This is a genomic window from Gaoshiqia sp. US2 (genome assembly GCF_059705485.1).
Genome location: NZ_AP048550.1, coordinates 1486140 through 1503793 on the forward strand (window position 1 = coordinate 1486140; position 17654 = coordinate 1503793).

The following is a 17654-nucleotide window of genomic DNA, read 5'->3' on the forward strand; positions in this document are numbered from 1 at the left end:
AACAATGTACCTGTCCTGCAATGTCGCAGGACAGGTATTTTAACAACAAATAATATGGAAATACATTTCACAAGGGAAATTACGACTGATCTGCAAAAAAAATTAAGCTTTCTGCTGGATCTGTCCGATCTTTTTCCTGAAGATTCTTTGGGGAAAAGCCTTAATACCATTTTTGTATGTTTAAACAGCGTGGATCCCGAAATTGGGAACTGGAAGGATTTTGAGACAGGCTTGGTAGTTAAGAAAGTCTTTATGAAATCTAAAAAGAACCTGGAATTCAGTTATAAACTCAACCATAAACAAATGACTGAAGCCCAAACAAGGGAAGAAGTGCTTTCCATTATCCTGGAAGGGTTTAAAAAGACATACAGCGAAATAAAGGCAATGAACATCAAAGATTTTGACGTTGACAAATTCTATTCCGTTGTAATTTCAACGATCGAAGAATTTGCCAAAAACGAATATGTACCCAAAGAAAGGATTTTTATTTATCAGCCGGAAAGACATCAAATTGAAGTTTCCAGGGATGACAAAATGGGCGAAAGGGTTTTTTGGGAACTCATTGAGCAAGCTAAAGAAGAAAACAGGAATTTTAATGACAGGATAGAAGCTTTGGTGACCAAATTAAGCAAACTTAGTGAAAAGCAAATAATAGGTTTTGAATACACCTTTCGGGAAATGCTCGCAAAATCTGCCCACTATAATATACTGGCTGCGGCAAAAATTATTAGCGGGCATGTTAGTGATGACAGCTTTCTTTATTTTAGGTGCCGATTAATGGCTGAAGGTAATTATTTATACTTTAAAGCAATTGAAATCCCTGATTATATAGCCGAAGCTAATGTCAGAGAAATAGAATTTGGTGGAGAAGAAATGTTATCAGTTGCGGATCAGGCTTTCATTTTAAAGAACGGGGACGATACAGATAAAGAATTGCCGACAGACATTGCGTATGACTATTACAATTATGACGAGGGAGAAGAAATAATAGGTAAAGAATGGAAAGACGAGGATTTACCGAAAAGATATCCTTTATTGTGGAATAAATACAGAAGAAAAAAATGAAAAGTGTCAGTGTGTAAAAATGGATATGATGATGCCAAAAACAACAGTGGTTATCTTTCCCGAATCCAGTTTGACGGGACAACGGTTTGGCAGTTAACCAATATGGACGATTACGGGCGCATCAGGCAGGCAAGCATTGGCGCAGCCGCGGGAACGTGGACCTATGACGCTAATAATATGCTCTCTCAGATCGCGGCAACGGGAGTGCAGCAGTACGATTATTCGTTCAATGTGAATACGGGAAATCTGAACTCACGGACCAACTTTTTGAAAAATAAAACCGAAAGTTTCGGGTACGATTCCGATAAGCTGGACCGGTTGGCTTCGGTAACAGGGCCGGAAGACCTGGACATAAGCTACACAACCAACAACAACGGTAATATTTATTCAAAAAGCGATGCCGGCAATTATACCTTGTACGACGGCTACGCGGTAAAAGAAATATCCGACGCGCAAAACATACCGGAAACTTACCAGGAGATTGAATATTACTCGTTCGAAAAAGTAAAAAAGATTACCGAAGGCGATAAAACCGCCGATTTTGAGTACAATGCCGACCGGCAGCGCATCCGCATGACCTTGAAAACAAGCGGTGTTACCACTAAAACCCGCTGGTACTTTGGCAGCAGTTGCGAACGCGAAGATGTTGGGGGAACCATTACCAATTACATCTGGATTGGCGGCGATGCCTACACGGCCATTGCGGTGGCCAAAAAAACGGGAACCGGTAGCTGGACGGTGTACAACATTTTCCGCGACCATTTAGGTACCATTACACACCTGAAGAACGTAAGCACCGGCGTGGTTGATGAATACAGCTTTGATGCCTGGGGCCGGCGCAGGGATAAAGACGACTGGACCTATACCCTCACCGGCGAACCGGCCCTGTTTGCCGACCGTGGTTTTACGGCGCATGAATACCTGGCTGACTTTAACCTGTACAACATGAACGGGCGAATGTATGACCCGGTGGTTGGAAGATTCCTGAGTCCTGACCCGTTTGTCGGCGGAGGGGACTACACCCAAGGGTTCAACCGATACTCTTATGCCCTAAATAATCCATTGATATATACTGATCCAAATGGTGAAAACCCACTGTTTTTTATTATAGGCGCAGTCATTGGTGCCTATGTTGGAGGCTCAGCCAGCAACGGCTGGCAATGGAATCCCGGAAAGTGGGATTACGGAGATCCTGGGACATACTTCGGGATTATTGGCGGCGGTTTGGCTGGTGGTCTTGGTGCGCAATGGATGTTTGGCCCGGGCGGTGTATTGTCCGGGGGGACGCAGGTTGGTATAAATATCGGGGTATCGTTTGACAAAATAGGCGTTGCTTTTGCCAATTTTAGTTTTGGCGAAGGCGCCGGACTTGCCTTTGAAGGATTGGGTTATGCCACCATTGCCGGAGGTGGAGTCTATATCACAGCAAATGCTTTAGATGGTTGGTTAAGCGGTGATGGCAATCCCCCTGTAACACCGGAACAAAAAGTGGATTTGGCAATTGCTCAGGCGGCTTCAAGTGGGGGTAACTCTTTTAACGAAAGAGTATTTAACGAGTTCATCAATTATTCTGAATCCACAATTGATGGTTTGACATATACTGTGACGGGTTTAGGTGCAGCCTTATCTGGAGGTTTTCGAAATATGAAACTTGACTGGAAATACAATGGAGCTGCACACGTAGGAGAAGGAAGATGGTTTCCTGGCAAGCATGATCCGGCATATGCTTATGGCTTTACATTTGAAAATGGATTTACCCGAGAAGCGATAGAACAAAGCAATGTAAGCTGGAGTAATGGCAAGAGAATAGTGAATGGCACATTAGGGATATTACTTTTCCCAATGGAGTTTTCAAAAACAGGCTATAAAGCATTAGATTTTCTAATTGACCAAGCAATTACCGGAGGAATTGGTTATGGAGTAGGAAAAGGTCTGGATAAGATACCAAATTATTAGCTTAATATGTCATCATTGGAAGTTATATGCATATTTTTAGCAGGATTTGCAGGAGTATTTATTGTTCGCGTTATTGTAAAGTTTTCTGGGGTTTTGATAATAAAATTTTTCACAAAAATATATCATTCCCTAAGTAAGATGCAAAATAAACATACGAAACAAAAAGAGAAAAAATGAATGCTGTAATCCCAATTCTTATGGACAACTCCTTCTTGAATGGTTTTTTCTTAAAGATTAAGTATACAAACCACAAGATTTGAATAATAAGTAGTGTAAGTAAAGGCTTTATTGATTCAATCCAGTTGTTTAGAAATAATAATAACGATATAACGGAAATGAAAAGAATAATGCTGGAAATTAGAGTTATGCCTACATTGAATTCTTTATTTCTAAAAATATGGAATTTAGATGTTAAGTAGAACAAAGCTAAAAGTCCTGCTAATAAGCTAAATCCTATTCCTGCAAAGGAGAAAGTTATTTCTTTTAAGACGAACATTAAAAAGAATAAAGCAATTAGTGTAGTCTCAATGTAACGCATAAATATTATTAATAAGCTAACAAAGCCTGGAAAACATCTGCTGCCCATCGTCTTAGAGCTATTGGTGACGAAGGGTAGGTGGTTATTTATAGCAACAAATATGAGAAATTAATTTAATAACCAAAGAAGCTACCCGACAAAAAAAACGCGGGTGGCTTCTTTTAGACTTTCAAAGGCCGCCTGTCGCGGAAATATTTTAACGGGACTACGGAATATGAACAGTACAATTATGACACCAACAGCGGTTATTTGTACCGGATACAATTTACAGCGGGCGGGGTTACCACAACTGTCTGGCAATTAACGAACATGGATGCATACGGACATATCACCAACGCGAATGTCGGCGCCACAGCTACCAGTTGGGGCTACGACAGCAACAACATGCTCTCGCAAATTGCGGCCACGGGAGTACAACGTTACGACTATTCGTTTGATGTGAACACCGGGAACCTGAACTGGCGTACCAACTTTTTGAAAAATAAAACCGAAAGTTTCGGGTACGATTCCAATAAGCTGGACCGGTTGGCTTCGGTAACAGGGCCGGAAGACCTGGACATAAGCTACACAACCAACAACAACGGTAATATTTATTCAAAAAGCGATGCCGGCAATTATACGTTGTACGACGGCTACGCGGTAAAAGAAATATCCGGTGCGCAAAACATACCTGAAACCTACCAGGAGATTGAATATTACTCGTTCGAAAAAGTAAAAAAGATTACCGAAGGCGACAAAACCGCCGAATTTGAGTACAATGCCGACCGCCAGCGCATCCGCATGACCTTGAAAACAAGCGGTGTTACCACTAAAACCCGCTGGTACTTTGGCAGCAGTTGCGAACGCGAAGATGTTGGGGGAACCATTACCAATTACATCTGGATTGGCGGCGACGCCTACACGGCCATTGCGGTGGCCAAAAAAACGGGAACCGGTAGCTGGACGGTGTACAACATTTTCCGCGACCATTTGGGAACGATTACCCACCTGAAAACAGGCAGCGCTATAACCGAGTACAGCTTCGATGCCTGGGGACGCCGTCGCGACCCCAACACCTGGCAACCATTGGCCCAGGCTGGCACTTATCAAACACTCAGGGGCTTTACCGGGCATGAGCATATTGATATTGCCGCCCTGGTGAATATGAACGGACGCATCTACGATCCTTTGGTGGGGCGCTTTCTCAGCCCCGACCCCTTTATGCAGGCGCCGGATTACACGCAGGGCTTAAACCGGTATAGCTATTGTATGAATAATCCGCTATCTTTGATCGACCCAAGCGGGTACTCTTGGTTTAGCCGGAACTGGAAATCGCTGGTAGCCGGGTTGGTAGCCATCACGGTAACAGTTGTTACCGCCGGAACAGGAACCATTGCCCTGGGACATGCCATCCTGAGCGGCGCGGCCGGCGGTTTTGCCGGTGGTTTTACAGGCACCTTACTGAATGGAGGTAATGTGGGCGACGCGTTTAAAGCGGGAGTGATTGGAGGCGTGATTGGAGGTATCGCCGCAGGCGGGGCCCACCTGATTGGCACGGCAGCCCAGGGATTGGGTACTTTCCAGAAAGAACTGGCCCGAAGCCTGGCACATGGTTCGCTTGGCGGACTGACCAGCGTGGCGCAGGGTGGTCAGTTTAAACACGGGTTCTTTGCTGGGGCGTTTGCCTCGATGGCCGGTTCGGGGATGCAGGCCGCCAAATGGGGCGTGTTCCAAACCAATGCCGGGCAGTTGGTTACGGCAGCTGTAGTTGGAGGTACAGCCTCCCAACTCGGCGGCGGCAAATTTGCTAATGGCGCGGTAACGGGGGCGTATACGATGTTGTTTAATCATATGGTACACAAACCAAAAAAAGTAGATGTTCATAGCGCTGATGCCTTAGATAAATTAGTAGAATGGTTCAAATTTATCAATGAAGAGTTAGAAGACCCAAATTCTAGTAATTATTATACAATCTATGATGTAGTAGATGTAAATACTATAAAACCTGGAGATAAATCCACTTCATTTGGGAAATATAAAATTGATTTTGGCAATGGAGTACTATTTAGTATGTCTGATCCATATAAAATTCTTCAGAACGAAGCTTTTATTAATTATGTATGGGATTATCCTCAGCCAGCAATTGAACGGTACTCCATATTTTTAGGTGGTAACATGTATGGTAATGCTAATTATCCAAAAAGTTTAATTTCAATAGAAACATATAATAAAAACACATATGATATTTATCGTAAGAAAATATTTGGGAAATAAAAGCATAGCTTTTACGTTTTTAGTGTATTTAGCCATAAATGCATGTTCTCAGGAAAGATATTCAGAATTAAAACCTGAACTTGAATTTCATTTGGGTAAAATTGGAACATTTTGCCCGGCTATTCATGTTGGTGATTGGAATATTGTTGATTATGATAAAAATAATAATTCAACAACTTTCCATATCTTAAGAAGTGAAAAAGATACAATCATGGAATTAAGCTTTATTTATTTTCATAAAGGGAATAGGTGTTTTTTTTCTGATAAATATTATTTCAACTTCTTTTCGAAAAACTATTCAATTGGAGATACAATTTATTCAATTGGCTTTGAAAATTGTGCGGACACTTTATATTACTGTAAATGGAATAAAGAAAAAGCTCGAGAAAAAGAATTTACAGTTGGTAAATATTATTGGCAAAGTTTACAAGGTCAATATAGCGTAGAACAATCAAATTACTATTTTCTCAAAAGAGATTCTTTGGATAAGGTACGTGGTAACAATTTACCAGATCTTCCTGAATTGAAATCAATTTCCAAGTCTGATTCTTTACGAATAGATAGTATAGCAAAAAGAATACATTTTTGGCAATAACCACCTCCCCCTTCTCGTCTTAGCATCAGCGGTGACGAGGGGTTAGCTGGTGGCTCCCGATTGCTATCGGGACAAGCTGTTTGTAACGACAATATGTGAGAAATTAATTTAACAAGCCGAAGAAGTTGTCCGGCAACTGCCGGATGGCTTCTTTAGAAATCGGCAGTAGGGCACAAATAAGAAATGAAAAAATACGACTGAAATAAAACTTAGAACCTAAACAGAAAAAGAGCATGCAATCATTAAGAACACTTTTAGATGAGTACGATAAATCTCCTGCCATATTTCAGGCCGGGCGGTACTGGAAAGCATACGAAGAAAAAATCATACATCAAATTGAGGTCGCCGATTTTAGCCGGTTAAGAAGCGGCGATTACCCGATTTTTGGCACATTTGGCTTCAGCGAGTCGGTTTATACCTATCATCCGAATATGCCTTTTCATGTAAAGTTTTTAAAAAAGCTGATTCGCAGGCTTTTTATTACGAACCGGGCAACTTTGCCCTATTCGATGTCGTTAAGCGATATCCGGGAGATGGCCTATCAGAACTGTTTAATCCAGGGTGAACTTGCCAATCTGAAATCTATTTCAGAAATAGAGGCCAGCGTTTTTGGAAATCCATCGGATCTGTTTGAAATAAAGGATAAGAAATACACGATGCAGTTCCTGAATTTTTACATCAGGCTCTGTTTTGCCCAAAGGTATCTGAAGATGACCGGTACAGAAACAATCGTGGAGTTAGGTTCGGGTTCCGGCTTTCAGGTTGAGGTGCTGAAAAAAGTTTTTCCCGATTTGACCATTGTCTGTTTTGATTTGCCCTATACCCTCTTTCTGTGCGAGCGATACCTTTCGGAAGCCCTGGGAGAAGAGGCCGTGGTAAAATCGTCGGAGACCTTAGGCTGGACAGATCTGGGCAAACTGGAAAAAGGGAAAGTACATATGCTGGGCAACTGGAAATTTCCGCTGCTCAAAAAAACCAGGTTCGATATTTTCTGGAACGCGGCAAGCTTTGGTGAAATGGAACCGGATCTGGTAAAAAACTACCTGAGTTATGTGTTGGGCTCCTGCCATTTTATTTACCTCTTACAAGCCCGAAACGGCAAGGAGAGTTCGAAAACAAAAGGCGTTGTAACTCCAATTAGTTTTAATGATTATGATACAATGTTGAACGGTTACAAGTTGGTAAACGTATCTGATGCTTTTGATGCACATCGCAGGATGTCTCATAGCGGCGGGTATTTTCAGGCGGTCTGGAAAAAAATGAACGAAGGGTAACCTGCCCGACTCATATTTCAGCCCGGGGTGGGACAATCGGTGAACAGTGATCTGTAACAGGGGTCAGTATTCACTGAAGATTTGTTTGGTCTTTGGTCATTAGTCATTGGATAATTGGTCATTGCAGCTTGGGGCGTGGGGCATGGAGCATTGACTACTTGGAACTTGAATCCGTCTGCGCCGGAGTAAACACTTGGGGCTTGGAGCTTGTGGCTCGTTACTCGCAAGTAAAGCCGCGACTGAATACTGCTACTTTCTCCGGTCTCCGGTCTCCCGTCTTCGTTAACCGGTAATTCCCCTTTGCTCTCTGCCCATGCTCCGAGTCCCATCCCAGCTTTGAAAAAGCAAAAGTTTGCAATGTTAAACGACATTGAATCGTAACCTGTAAATATTGTTTCGTTCATGGGAAACATAAGGGGAAATCCCTATCTTTAGGGAAAAGCTTTCGCTATGGAAATCCCGAAACTTGTTCAGAACGATCCCTGGCTCGAACCCTTTGCCCTGGTGATTATTGCCCGGAATGAAACGGCCCGAAGCAAAGAACATGAATTGACCGGGGGAGGCAGTTTGTCCGGTTTTGCCGGCGGTCACCTGTGGTTTGGTTTACACGAAACCGAAAATGGCTGGGTGATTCGCGACTGGGCGCCAAATGCCGATGCAATCTACCTTATTGGCGATTTTAACGGGTGGGAAGAACAGTACGCTTATCGTCTGAATCAGCTCGGAAACGGGAGCTGGGAGTTGCACCTCGGCTACGATCAGTTGAAACACGGCGATTTATATGCGTTTTCGATGCACTGGCCCGGTGGCAGTGGAAAACGGATCCCCGCCTGGGCCAACCGGGTGGTACAGGACAGCGAAACCTTGATTTTCAATGCCCAGGTTTGGGCTCCTTCCGACGCGTATCAATGGCAATATCCTGCTTTTAACCGCCGCGATGAGGCCCCCCTGGTCTACGAAAGTCATGTCGGGATGGCCGGCGAAGACGAACGCGTTCATACCTATAACGAATTCAGGGAACATATTTTACCCCGGATCAAAGCCGCCGGTTATAATACCGTACAGATCATGGCTATCCCGGAACATCCGTACTACGGAAGTTTTGGTTACCATGTGTCCGGCTTTTTTGCACCATCATCCCGTTTTGGGACACCCGATGAATTGAAAGCGCTGATCGATACCGCGCATCAGCTGGGATTGGCTGTCATTATGGATCTGGTGCATTCGCACGCCGTGAAGAACGAAACTGAAGGACTCGGCAACTACGATGGCACCCGTTACCAGTTTTTCCACGAAGGGGCAAAGGGTGAACATCCCGCGTGGGATTCCTATTGTTTTAACTACGGTAAAAACGAAGTGCTGCACTTCCTGTTGTCCAATATCCGTTACTGGCTCGAAGAATTTAAATTCGACGGCTTCCGCTTCGACGGGGTAACCAGTATGTTGTATTTTGATCATGGTCTGGGAAAAGCATTCACCGCCTACGAAGATTATTTCACCCCCAACGTGGATGCGGATGCGGTGGCTTATTTGTACCTGGCCAATAAACTCATTCACGAAATTAATCCGAATGCGCTTTCGATTGCCGAAGAAGTGAGCGGAATGCCCGGACTGGCCACTTCGCAGGGCGAAGGCGGGCTGGGCTTTGATTACCGTATGGCGATGGGAGTTCCGGATTTCTGGATCAAACTGATCAAGGAATTGCCTGACGAACAATGGGATGTTGGGCACATCTTTTACGAACTCACATCCAAACGGATGGATGAAAAGGTTGTCAGCTATGCCGAGTCGCACGATCAGGCGCTGGTCGGAGATAAAACCATTATTTTCAGGCTGATTGATAAGGAAATGTATTTCAGCATGAGGAAAGACCAGCCGAACCTGCTTGTCGACCGGGGCATCGCCCTGCATAAAATGATCAGGCTGGCAACAGCCGCAAGCGCCGGCGGAGCTTACCTCAATTTTATGGGAAACGAGTTTGGGCATCCCGAATGGATCGATTTCCCGAGGCTGGGAAACAACTGGTCGTATAAACATGCGCGGCGTATCTGGAGCCTTGCCGACAATCCGGAGCTGCGGTTTCACTGGCTTGCCGACTTTGACCGGGAGATGATGCAGTGGATTCGTCAAACCCGCCTGCTCGACATACCGGACGTGTACCGTTATTTCGATAATAAAGAAGACCAGATTCTGGCTTTCAGCCGGGGCGATTACCTGCTGGTATTTAATTTTAATCCGGTACAATCGTTTACCGGTTACGGCATTCCGATGGAACCGTCAAAGTACCGGGTTTTATTTGATACGGATGAAAGCCGCTTTGGCGGACAAGACCGCATTGCCCGGGATATGACCTATTATACCCGCCCCGCGGCAGGTTTAAGCAGTCAGCATTACCTGAACCTGTATTTGCCTGCCCGGACTGCTATGGTGTTGAAAAGAGAACCGTTTAAACGTGTGAGATGATGGACCGGTATTTCACGGAAGTACACATTGACGATTTTGGCTGGCGTATGAGTTACCGCGATAAACTGATGCTGATCGGATCGTGTTTTGCCGAGAACATCGGCGAAAAATTGCAGCGGCTCAGGTTTCAGGTCGGCCTGAACCCCTTTGGCATCGTGTACAATCCGCTGTCGGTGAGCAAAAGTATCCGCCGGCTGTTGGAAGGAAAAGTTTACCGGGAGGAAGATTTATTTGAGCACAACGGCATTTGGGGAAGCTTTGACCATCACGGGCGTTTTTCGTCGGTATCGTCGGGCGAAACGCTCGATAAAATCAACCGGCAGATGCAGGTTTCCCGTGAGTTCTTACACGAAGCCGCGTATTTAATCATCACCTTTGGTACAGCCTGGGTCTATGAGTTGAAGGAAACCGGCGAGGTGGTGTCCAACTGCCATAAGTTCCCTGCTTCCGATTTTAAACGATTTCGCCTCTCTCCCGGAGAGATTGTCGATGAATTTCGCGATTTACTTTCAGATCTTTGGAAATTTAACAGTGATTTAAAAATCCTGTTCTCGGTGAGCCCGGTTCGTCATTGGAAGGATGGGGCAGTTGGTAATCAATTAAGTAAAGCAAGTCTTTTGCTGGCGGTCGACAGGCTGGTTATCGGCTTCGGGCCAGACCGCTGCGCGTATTTCCCCTCGTATGAAATTATGATGGACGAGTTGCGCGATTACCGCTTCTATGCCCCGGATTTAGTGCATATCAGTCAGGTGGCAGTCGATCACATTTGGGACAAATTCAGCCGGGTGATGATCTCCGATGAGAGTCTCAGACTGGCAAAAGATGTCCTGAAAATTGTCAAGGCATCTGAACACAAAGTATTCAATCCGCGTTCCGAAGAGTACAGGAAGTTTCTGTTGTATAACTTAGAGGAAATCGGGAAATTAACAATTAATTTCCCTTATCTTAACTTAGAAAATGAAAAAAGACACTTTGAAAAGGAATTGGATGGGAGTCAATAAGAAGGGCGAAAACAAATGAGAATAGTTTCATTATTTTTGTTGGAATAAAACCTATCTTAAATCAATCCTGATCCTTTTTTTCAAAGTTGATTTTAGCCTGAATAATTCACAAAAACGAAGAAAAGCTCACGAAAATTAAAGATAAATTACTATCTTACAGCGTCTTACAACCGTATTTCCATGAGCTCTTCAGAAAATAAAATTACCGAAAAAACTCTGGACAAGCAAACAGACGTTGCAATTTGCCAGGGAAAACTCTTCGATTTACAACCAATTGACAATAAGCGTATTGAGGTAAGTTTTACTGCATCTGAGATTTCTTCAGATGGTGGTTTGCTGTTGGTCAAAGATATCGAGAGCCGGATTGGCATCATCAAGTCGCTGGTTACTTGTATTGAGGACACCCGGCATCAAAGCTATGTTGACCACTCTTTGGAAGAGATTGCTGCACAGCGGGTATATCAGATTGTTGCTGGATATGAAGATGCCAATGATTGCAATACCTTGCGCGATGACACGATCCTGAAAATGAGTGTTGGACGTTTGCCCATGACAGGGAATGCCTTGGCATCTCAATCAACTATGACCCGTTTTGAGAACACCCCAAGAGCCAGTGAACTGTACAACATCGCGTATGCCTTTGCCAATAAGTTTATTGAATCCTACCCTTCGGAACCTCCTGTGATTATTATCGATTGCGATGACACCAACATTGATACCCACGGGGGGCAGCAGTTAACCCTGTTCAATAACTATTACGGAGAGTATTGCTACATGCCCCTTCACATTTATGAAGGCTTGTCGGGAAAACTGATTACCACCATACTCAAACCAGGCAGGCGCAGCAAAAGTGCCAATGTTTTTGGGATACTCAAAAGGCTTGTTGCCCATTTGCGCAAATCGTGGAAAAATACGGTGATCATTGTTCGGGGCGACAGCCACTTTTGCAGCAAAGAGTTGATGGACTGGTGCGTTGGACAACCCAATATCCATTTTATAACTGGCTTGACCGGAAACAGCGTATTGAATTCGAGTGTTGAAACTCTTGTAAAGAGTTGCGAAAATGAATTTGCCAGATATGCCAAACCCATAAAGCGTTATCACTCATTTGGCTACAAAGCGGGTAGTTGGGAAAACCAGCAACGCGTGATTGTTAAAATCGAAGTGACAAGCAAAGGATCCAATATTCGTTTTATTGTAACCGACCTTTGGGAATACCGGACAAAGGCACTTTACGAACAAGGGTACTGCGGACGGGGCAGGATGGAACTCAATATCAAAGACCACAAAAACTACCTGCAATCAGGCCGGATGTCGTGCAATAGCTTTTATGCCAATCAGTTCAGGTTATTCTTGCATTCAGCCGCTTATGTGCTGATGCACTCGTTGCAGGAGAACATGCTAAAAACAAAGGGGTTGGCAGCTGTTACGATGAAGACATTACGTGAAAGGTTCATTAAAATTGCTGCCCAGGTTAGACAAATGAAGACAAAAATAAAAGTGGAATTTCCAGCTTCATGCCCGCAAGCCAAACTGCTTGAGAATTACTTCCTCGAAATCGGACAGTTGCGCCGTTAGCAACAACCCAACTATATTCAAAAATACATATTAATCAGGCACTTGCAAAGCACAAGATAAAATACCTATGTTCTGTGAAGAAAATACACACAATTTTTGGTCTAAAACTAAACAGGCCAACCTCTAAAATGACCAATCGAAAACAATCGCAGACAACAAATTTTCTTTTCAGCATATGGGTTATTAAATCCCACGGCTGAAAAAATCAAATATTCACCTTTTTAAAGTTTATGAATTATTCAGGTTAGGCTAAAGTCTGGAATTTATGAGTTACTTAAAATTCGACAAAAGTAGTTTGGTTAACCTGGAGTATTCCCTTTCGCGCGAGGTGCTCCGGTCGAACAGGGCTGGTTCGTACATCAGTACCACCATTTCCGGCTGTAATACCCGAAAGTACCACGGGCTGCTTATTTGCCCTGTACCCGAATTGGGTGGAAAACATGTGCTCCTTTCGTCACTTGATGAAACCGTTGTTCAGCATGGGGCCGAATTTAACCTGGGAATCCATAAATACGAAGGCGATTATTATGAGCCCAAAGGCCATAAATATATCCGCGACTTTGATGCTGAAATGGTGCCTAAAACAACCTGGCGGGTTGGAGGGGTTATTTTGAGCAAAGAACGTTTGCTGGTTGAAAATGAAGAACAGGCACTGGCCCGCTACACGCTTGTTGACGCACATTCGCCAACGGTATTGCGTTTTAAACCGTTTCTGGCGTTTCGCAGCGTACATGCTTTAAGTAAAGCAAACATGTATGCCAACACAAAATATGTCCCCGTGCAAAACGGGATAAAGATGAGGATCTACGACGGTTACCCGTTTTTACATATGCAATTTTCAAAGGAGGCCGAGTTTGTTCCGGTCCCCGATTGGTACAAAAACATCGAGTATCTGAAAGAGAAGGAACGGGGCTATGATTATCAGGAAGACCTGTTTGTACCCGGCTATTTTGAAGTGCCGATAGAAAAAGGGGAAAGTATCGTTTTCTCGGCCTCAACATTTGAGGTAAAACCAGCTTCGTTAAAGACAAAATTTACGAAAGAATGTAACAAGCGCATTCCCCGGATTTCGTTTCTGAATTGTTTATCCAATTCAGCCCGGCAGTTTGTGATGCGGAAGGGAAAAGAAACGGATATTATTGCCGGCTTTCCGTGGTATAACGGAAATACCCGTCAGGCCTTTGTTGCTTTGCCTGGTTTGACCTTGGCGTTGAATGACCGGCAAACATTCGAAGATGTGGCAGATACCCAGTTAAGGCGATTGAAACATGGCTTGTTCCCAAAATCAAACGATGCAGGCGGAAGTTACGCGACAATTGATACGTCTTTGTGGTTTTTTTGGGTCATCCAGCAGCTTTCACACGAAGTAAAAAGCAGTAAATACATTTGGGAGAAGTATGGCCCGGGCATGAAGCAAATTTTATCGGCATATAAGATCGGAGCCAATTACGGGATCAGGATGATGGATGACGGTCTGGTTTATGGTAACGGGGAGACGATTGCTTTGAGTTGGATGGATTCTTTTCTGGACGGCAAACCGGTTGTGAGACGGACAGGCGCCATGGTGGAGGTAAACGCCCTTTGGTATAACGCGATCTGTTTTGCGCTGGAGTTGGCACATGCTGAATCAGACAAGGACTTCATTGCCGAATGGGATCAATGGCCGTCGGTGGTTGCCCAATCGTTTAACCGGGAATTTTGGTCTGATGAGCATGGCTATCTGGCCGACTGGGTGAACGAAACGGAAAAAGACTGGACCGTAAGGCCCAATATGGTGATTGCCACGGCGATGGAATACAGCCCGCTCGACCGGGAAAGGCAAAAGTTAGTACTGAGTGTCGTAAAAAAACAACTGCTGACGCCACGGGGTTTGCGGAGCTTGTCTCCCGAGGATCCACGCTACGAAGGAATGTGTAAGGGGAATGTTTCTCTTCGCGAAAAGGCCGTTCACCAGGGAACAGCCTGGCCCTGGTTGATCCAGTTTTTTGTGGAAGGATACCTGAAAGTACATAAACAAGGGGGCCTGCCCTTTGTGAAGAGCATCGTTGAAGGCTTTGAAGAAGATATGTCGGAGCATTGTATCGGCTCCATTGCAGAAATGTATAACGGTAATCCGCCGCATAGCGCAAAAGGCGCTATTTCGCAAGCCTGGAGCATTGGCTCGGTGTTGAGGGCTTTGAAAATTTTGATGAGTTTTGGTGAATAGAATGTTCAACGAGATAGAACGCTGTATATGAAAGTATTAATGTTTGGTTGGGAATTTCCGCCCCATATTTCCGGCGGATTGGGGACAGCCTGTTACGGTCTGACCAGGGGAATGGCAGAATTCAACGATATGGAGGTCATTTTTGTCGTGCCTAAAGCTTATGGAGACGAAGATCAATCAAACATGCAACTGATCGGGGCAAATAACGTCCCGATAACCAGTAAGGTTGTTCATTTCACTGATCTTCAGCGAAAAATCGAATATTACGAAGTTGAATCCGGCATGGTGCCTTATGTCGATCCGGAAGAATTCTGGAAACTGAGCAGCAAAAAGTATTCGGAAAAAACCAGGTTTATCGAAACCGATGAAGAAGGCAAACTGGAGTTTTCGGGGAAATATGGTAACGATTTGTTGCATGAGATTTATAAATATTCGTTGGTCGCCGAGGTGATTGCCCGCGATAATGAATTCGACCTGATTCATGCCCACGACTGGTTAGCCTATCCGGCGGGGATTGCTGCAAAAGAAATTTCGGGCAAGCCCCTGGTCATTCATGTGCATGCCACCGATTTCGACCGCAGCGGCGGAAGCGTAAACCCGCAGGTATATGAGATTGAAAAACGCGGGATGGATGCCGCCGACCAGATCATCACCGTGAGCAACCTCACCCGGAAGATTGTGATTGAACGTTACGGAATTGATTCGGCGAAAGTAACAACGGTATACAATGCCGTTGAACCGCTCAGCCAGGAAGAAAAGATCAGGCTTAAAAAGGGAGTGAACGAAAAAATTGTGACCTTTTTGGGGCGTATTACCATGCAAAAAGGGCCGGAGTATTTTGTCGAGGCAGCCAACCTGGTTCTTAAAAAAATGAAAAATGTACGTTTCGTGATGGCCGGCAGCGGAGATATGATGAACGCGATGATCAAACGGGCTGCTACGCTTAAAATCACCGACCGTTTTCACTTTACCGGCTTTCTGAAAGGCGACGACGTATTTGATATGTTCCGGATGAGTGATGTTTTCGTGATGCCATCGGTGTCTGAACCCTTTGGCATCGTGCCGCTCGAAGCTATGCAAACCAATGTGCCGGTGATTATTTCCAATCAGTCGGGCGTGTCAGAAATTCTGAAATACGCGGTAAAAATCGACTATTGGGATACGCACGCGATGGCCGATGCCATTTACGGCTTGTTAAATTACCCCTCGATGTGGAATTTGTTTATGAAACACGGAAAAGCCGAAGTAGACAGCCTCCAATGGAAGAACTCGGCTAAAAATGTGCGTGATGTTTATTTAAAAGCTTTGATTAACCAGTAAAAAATGCGAACGATATGAGAGCCATTTGTTTTAATTTCCAGGTACATCAACCTTTTCGTTTCCGCAGGTATCGTTTTTTTGATATTGGTAACGACCACTATTATTACGATGATTATACAAATGAAACCATTTTGCGAAAAGTGGCCGATCATTGTTATTTGCCGGCGAATAAGCTCCTGCTTGAGCTGATAAAAAAATATAAAGGAAAATTTAAAGTCAGTTTTTCAATTACCGGCATTGCCCTCGAACAGTTTGAACTGTACGCCCCCGAAGTGCTCGACTCGTTCAAGGCTTTGGCCGAAACCGGACAGGTAGAGTTTTTGTCAGAAACATACGCCCATTCGCTGGTTGCACTCAAATGCAATGAACTGTTTGCTCAACAGATCAAAAAACACGACGAGCTGATTGAACGTTATTTCGGCCAACAGCCCAAAGTATTCCGAAATACCGAAATGGTTTATTCCGACGAAATTGGGGCCACTATCGCCGGTTTAGGCTTCAAGGCCATGCTGACCGAAGGAGCCAAACATATTTTGGGCTGGAAATCGCCCAATTACCTGTATTGTAATGCAATCAATCCCCGGTTGAAGGTGTTGATGCGTAATTTCCGGCTGAGCGACGACCTGTCATTCCGGTTTTCAAACCAAAACTGGAGCGAATATCCCCTAACTCCGAAAAAATTTGTCGATTGGATGAATACCAATCCCAAAGATGAAATCATTAACCTGTTTTTGGATTACGAAACATTTGGCGAACACCAGCGTGCCGAGACCGGAATCTTTAAATTTATGGAAGAGCTTCCGGCCGCGGTATTCAAACATTCCGATTTTCAATTTGCCACCCCTTCCGAAATCGCCGATCAGTTTCAGCCCATCTCGGCCGTTAGCGTACCTCATCCCATCTCGTGGGCCGATGAGGAGCGCGACCTGACAGCCTGGTTGGGTAACGAAATGCAGCAGGAAGCATTTAATAAACTCTATGAACTGCAAAACCGGATGGAGCGGGTCGACGATCGGGCGCTGAACGAAGATTGGAATCACTTGCAGGTGAGCGACCATTTTTACTACATGTGTACCAAGTTTTTCTCCGATGGAGAAGTGCACAAACACTTTAACCCGTTCGAGAGTCCGTACGAAGCATTTATAAATTACATGAATGTTTTAAGCGACTTTGAACTTCGCCTGAATAGTTTTGTTCCTGAAAGTAAAATTGAAAAAGAGATTGCTGCCCTGACCAGTTTGCTTAAAGAAAAGGATGAAAAACTGAAAAAATACGAAAACGAACTTGTGAGCCTGAAAACGAAAAATACGAAAAAGACTGCTGTCGCCGCTAAACGAAAAACTACCGTAACTAAATCTGCTAAAAAGGATTAAGTTAAACCGGAATCTGACATTGTTTTTGTGTA

General features: G+C 44.3%; 11 protein-coding genes. All 11 read left to right on the plus strand.

Annotation, left to right across the window (positions count from 1 at the left end; translation table 11 throughout):
* Positions 1–54 precede the first annotated feature (54 nt).
* The 11 genes from AC6H3C_RS05820 to AC6H3C_RS05870 all read left to right on the plus strand — a co-directional run bounded on the left by AC6H3C_RS05820 (position 55) and on the right by AC6H3C_RS05870 (position 17622).
* Positions 55–1065 (plus strand): DUF4240 domain-containing protein, encoded by a 1011-nt coding sequence (locus AC6H3C_RS05820; RefSeq protein ID WP_497519737.1) that lies wholly within the window; start codon positions 55–57, stop codon positions 1063–1065.
* Between the two features lie 9 nt (positions 1066–1074).
* Positions 1075–3021 carry an RHS repeat-associated core domain-containing protein gene (locus AC6H3C_RS05825; protein ID WP_497519738.1) on the plus strand — a complete coding sequence of 649 codons (1947 nt, stop codon included), beginning with the start codon at positions 1075–1077 and terminating at the stop codon, positions 3019–3021.
* 787 nt (positions 3022–3808) lie between these two features.
* Positions 3809–5812, plus strand: a complete 2004-nt coding sequence (locus AC6H3C_RS05830; RefSeq protein ID WP_497519740.1) for an RHS repeat-associated core domain-containing protein — start codon at positions 3809–3811, stop codon at positions 5810–5812.
* The gene (locus AC6H3C_RS05835; protein ID WP_497519741.1) at positions 5778–6407 is read left to right on the plus strand and encodes a hypothetical protein; all 630 of its coding nucleotides are present in this window, start codon (positions 5778–5780) and stop codon (positions 6405–6407) included. The genes AC6H3C_RS05830 and AC6H3C_RS05835 overlap by 35 nt, the downstream gene beginning before the upstream one ends.
* A gap of 233 nt (positions 6408–6640) precedes the next feature.
* A complete protein-coding gene (locus tag AC6H3C_RS05840) occupies positions 6641–7681 on the plus strand; it encodes a putative sugar O-methyltransferase (RefSeq protein ID WP_497519742.1) in 1041 nt (346 codons plus the stop codon).
* A 450-nt stretch (positions 7682–8131) separates the two neighbouring features.
* Positions 8132–10144: an alpha amylase C-terminal domain-containing protein gene (locus AC6H3C_RS05845; protein ID WP_497519743.1), complete on the plus strand. Its 2013-nt coding sequence runs from the start codon at positions 8132–8134 to the stop codon at positions 10142–10144.
* Positions 10141–11145 (plus strand): GSCFA domain-containing protein, encoded by a 1005-nt coding sequence (locus AC6H3C_RS05850; RefSeq protein ID WP_497519744.1) that lies wholly within the window; start codon positions 10141–10143, stop codon positions 11143–11145. The genes AC6H3C_RS05845 and AC6H3C_RS05850 overlap by 4 nt, the downstream gene beginning before the upstream one ends.
* A 180-nt stretch (positions 11146–11325) precedes the next feature.
* The gene (locus AC6H3C_RS05855; protein ID WP_497515887.1) at positions 11326–12723 is read left to right on the plus strand and encodes an IS1380 family transposase; all 1398 of its coding nucleotides are present in this window, start codon (positions 11326–11328) and stop codon (positions 12721–12723) included.
* Between the two features lie 265 nt (positions 12724–12988).
* On the plus strand, positions 12989–14929 hold the full coding sequence (locus tag AC6H3C_RS05860; RefSeq protein ID WP_497519745.1) for an amylo-alpha-1,6-glucosidase: 1941 nt from the start codon (positions 12989–12991) through the stop codon (positions 14927–14929).
* A 27-nt stretch (positions 14930–14956) separates the two neighbouring features.
* Positions 14957–16249, plus strand: a complete 1293-nt coding sequence (locus AC6H3C_RS05865; RefSeq protein WP_497519747.1) for a glycosyltransferase family 4 protein — start codon at positions 14957–14959, stop codon at positions 16247–16249.
* 14 nt (positions 16250–16263) lie between these two features.
* Positions 16264–17622 (plus strand): glycoside hydrolase family 57 protein, encoded by a 1359-nt coding sequence (locus tag AC6H3C_RS05870; RefSeq protein WP_497519748.1) that lies wholly within the window; start codon positions 16264–16266, stop codon positions 17620–17622.
* Positions 17623–17654 lie beyond the last annotated feature (32 nt).

Bases quoted from the DNA above. Each gene is read 5' to 3' on its own strand.
- AC6H3C_RS05835 (WP_497519741.1), top strand. From the start codon at position 5,778: ATGATATTTATCGTAAGAAAATATTTGGGAAATAAAAGCATAGCTTTT.
- AC6H3C_RS05860 (WP_497519745.1), top strand. From the start codon at position 12,989: ATGAGTTACTTAAAATTCGACAAAAGTAGTTTGGTTAACCTGGAGTAT.
- AC6H3C_RS05855 (WP_497515887.1), top strand. From the start codon at position 11,326: ATGAGCTCTTCAGAAAATAAAATTACCGAAAAAACTCTGGACAAGCAA.
- AC6H3C_RS05845 (WP_497519743.1), top strand. From the start codon at position 8,132: ATGGAAATCCCGAAACTTGTTCAGAACGATCCCTGGCTCGAACCCTTT.
- AC6H3C_RS05850 (WP_497519744.1), top strand. From the start codon at position 10,141: ATGATGGACCGGTATTTCACGGAAGTACACATTGACGATTTTGGCTGG.
- AC6H3C_RS05820 (WP_497519737.1), top strand. From the start codon at position 55: ATGGAAATACATTTCACAAGGGAAATTACGACTGATCTGCAAAAAAAA.
- AC6H3C_RS05870 (WP_497519748.1), top strand. From the start codon at position 16,264: ATGAGAGCCATTTGTTTTAATTTCCAGGTACATCAACCTTTTCGTTTC.
- AC6H3C_RS05865 (WP_497519747.1), top strand. From the start codon at position 14,957: ATGAAAGTATTAATGTTTGGTTGGGAATTTCCGCCCCATATTTCCGGC.
- AC6H3C_RS05840 (WP_497519742.1), top strand. From the start codon at position 6,641: ATGCAATCATTAAGAACACTTTTAGATGAGTACGATAAATCTCCTGCC.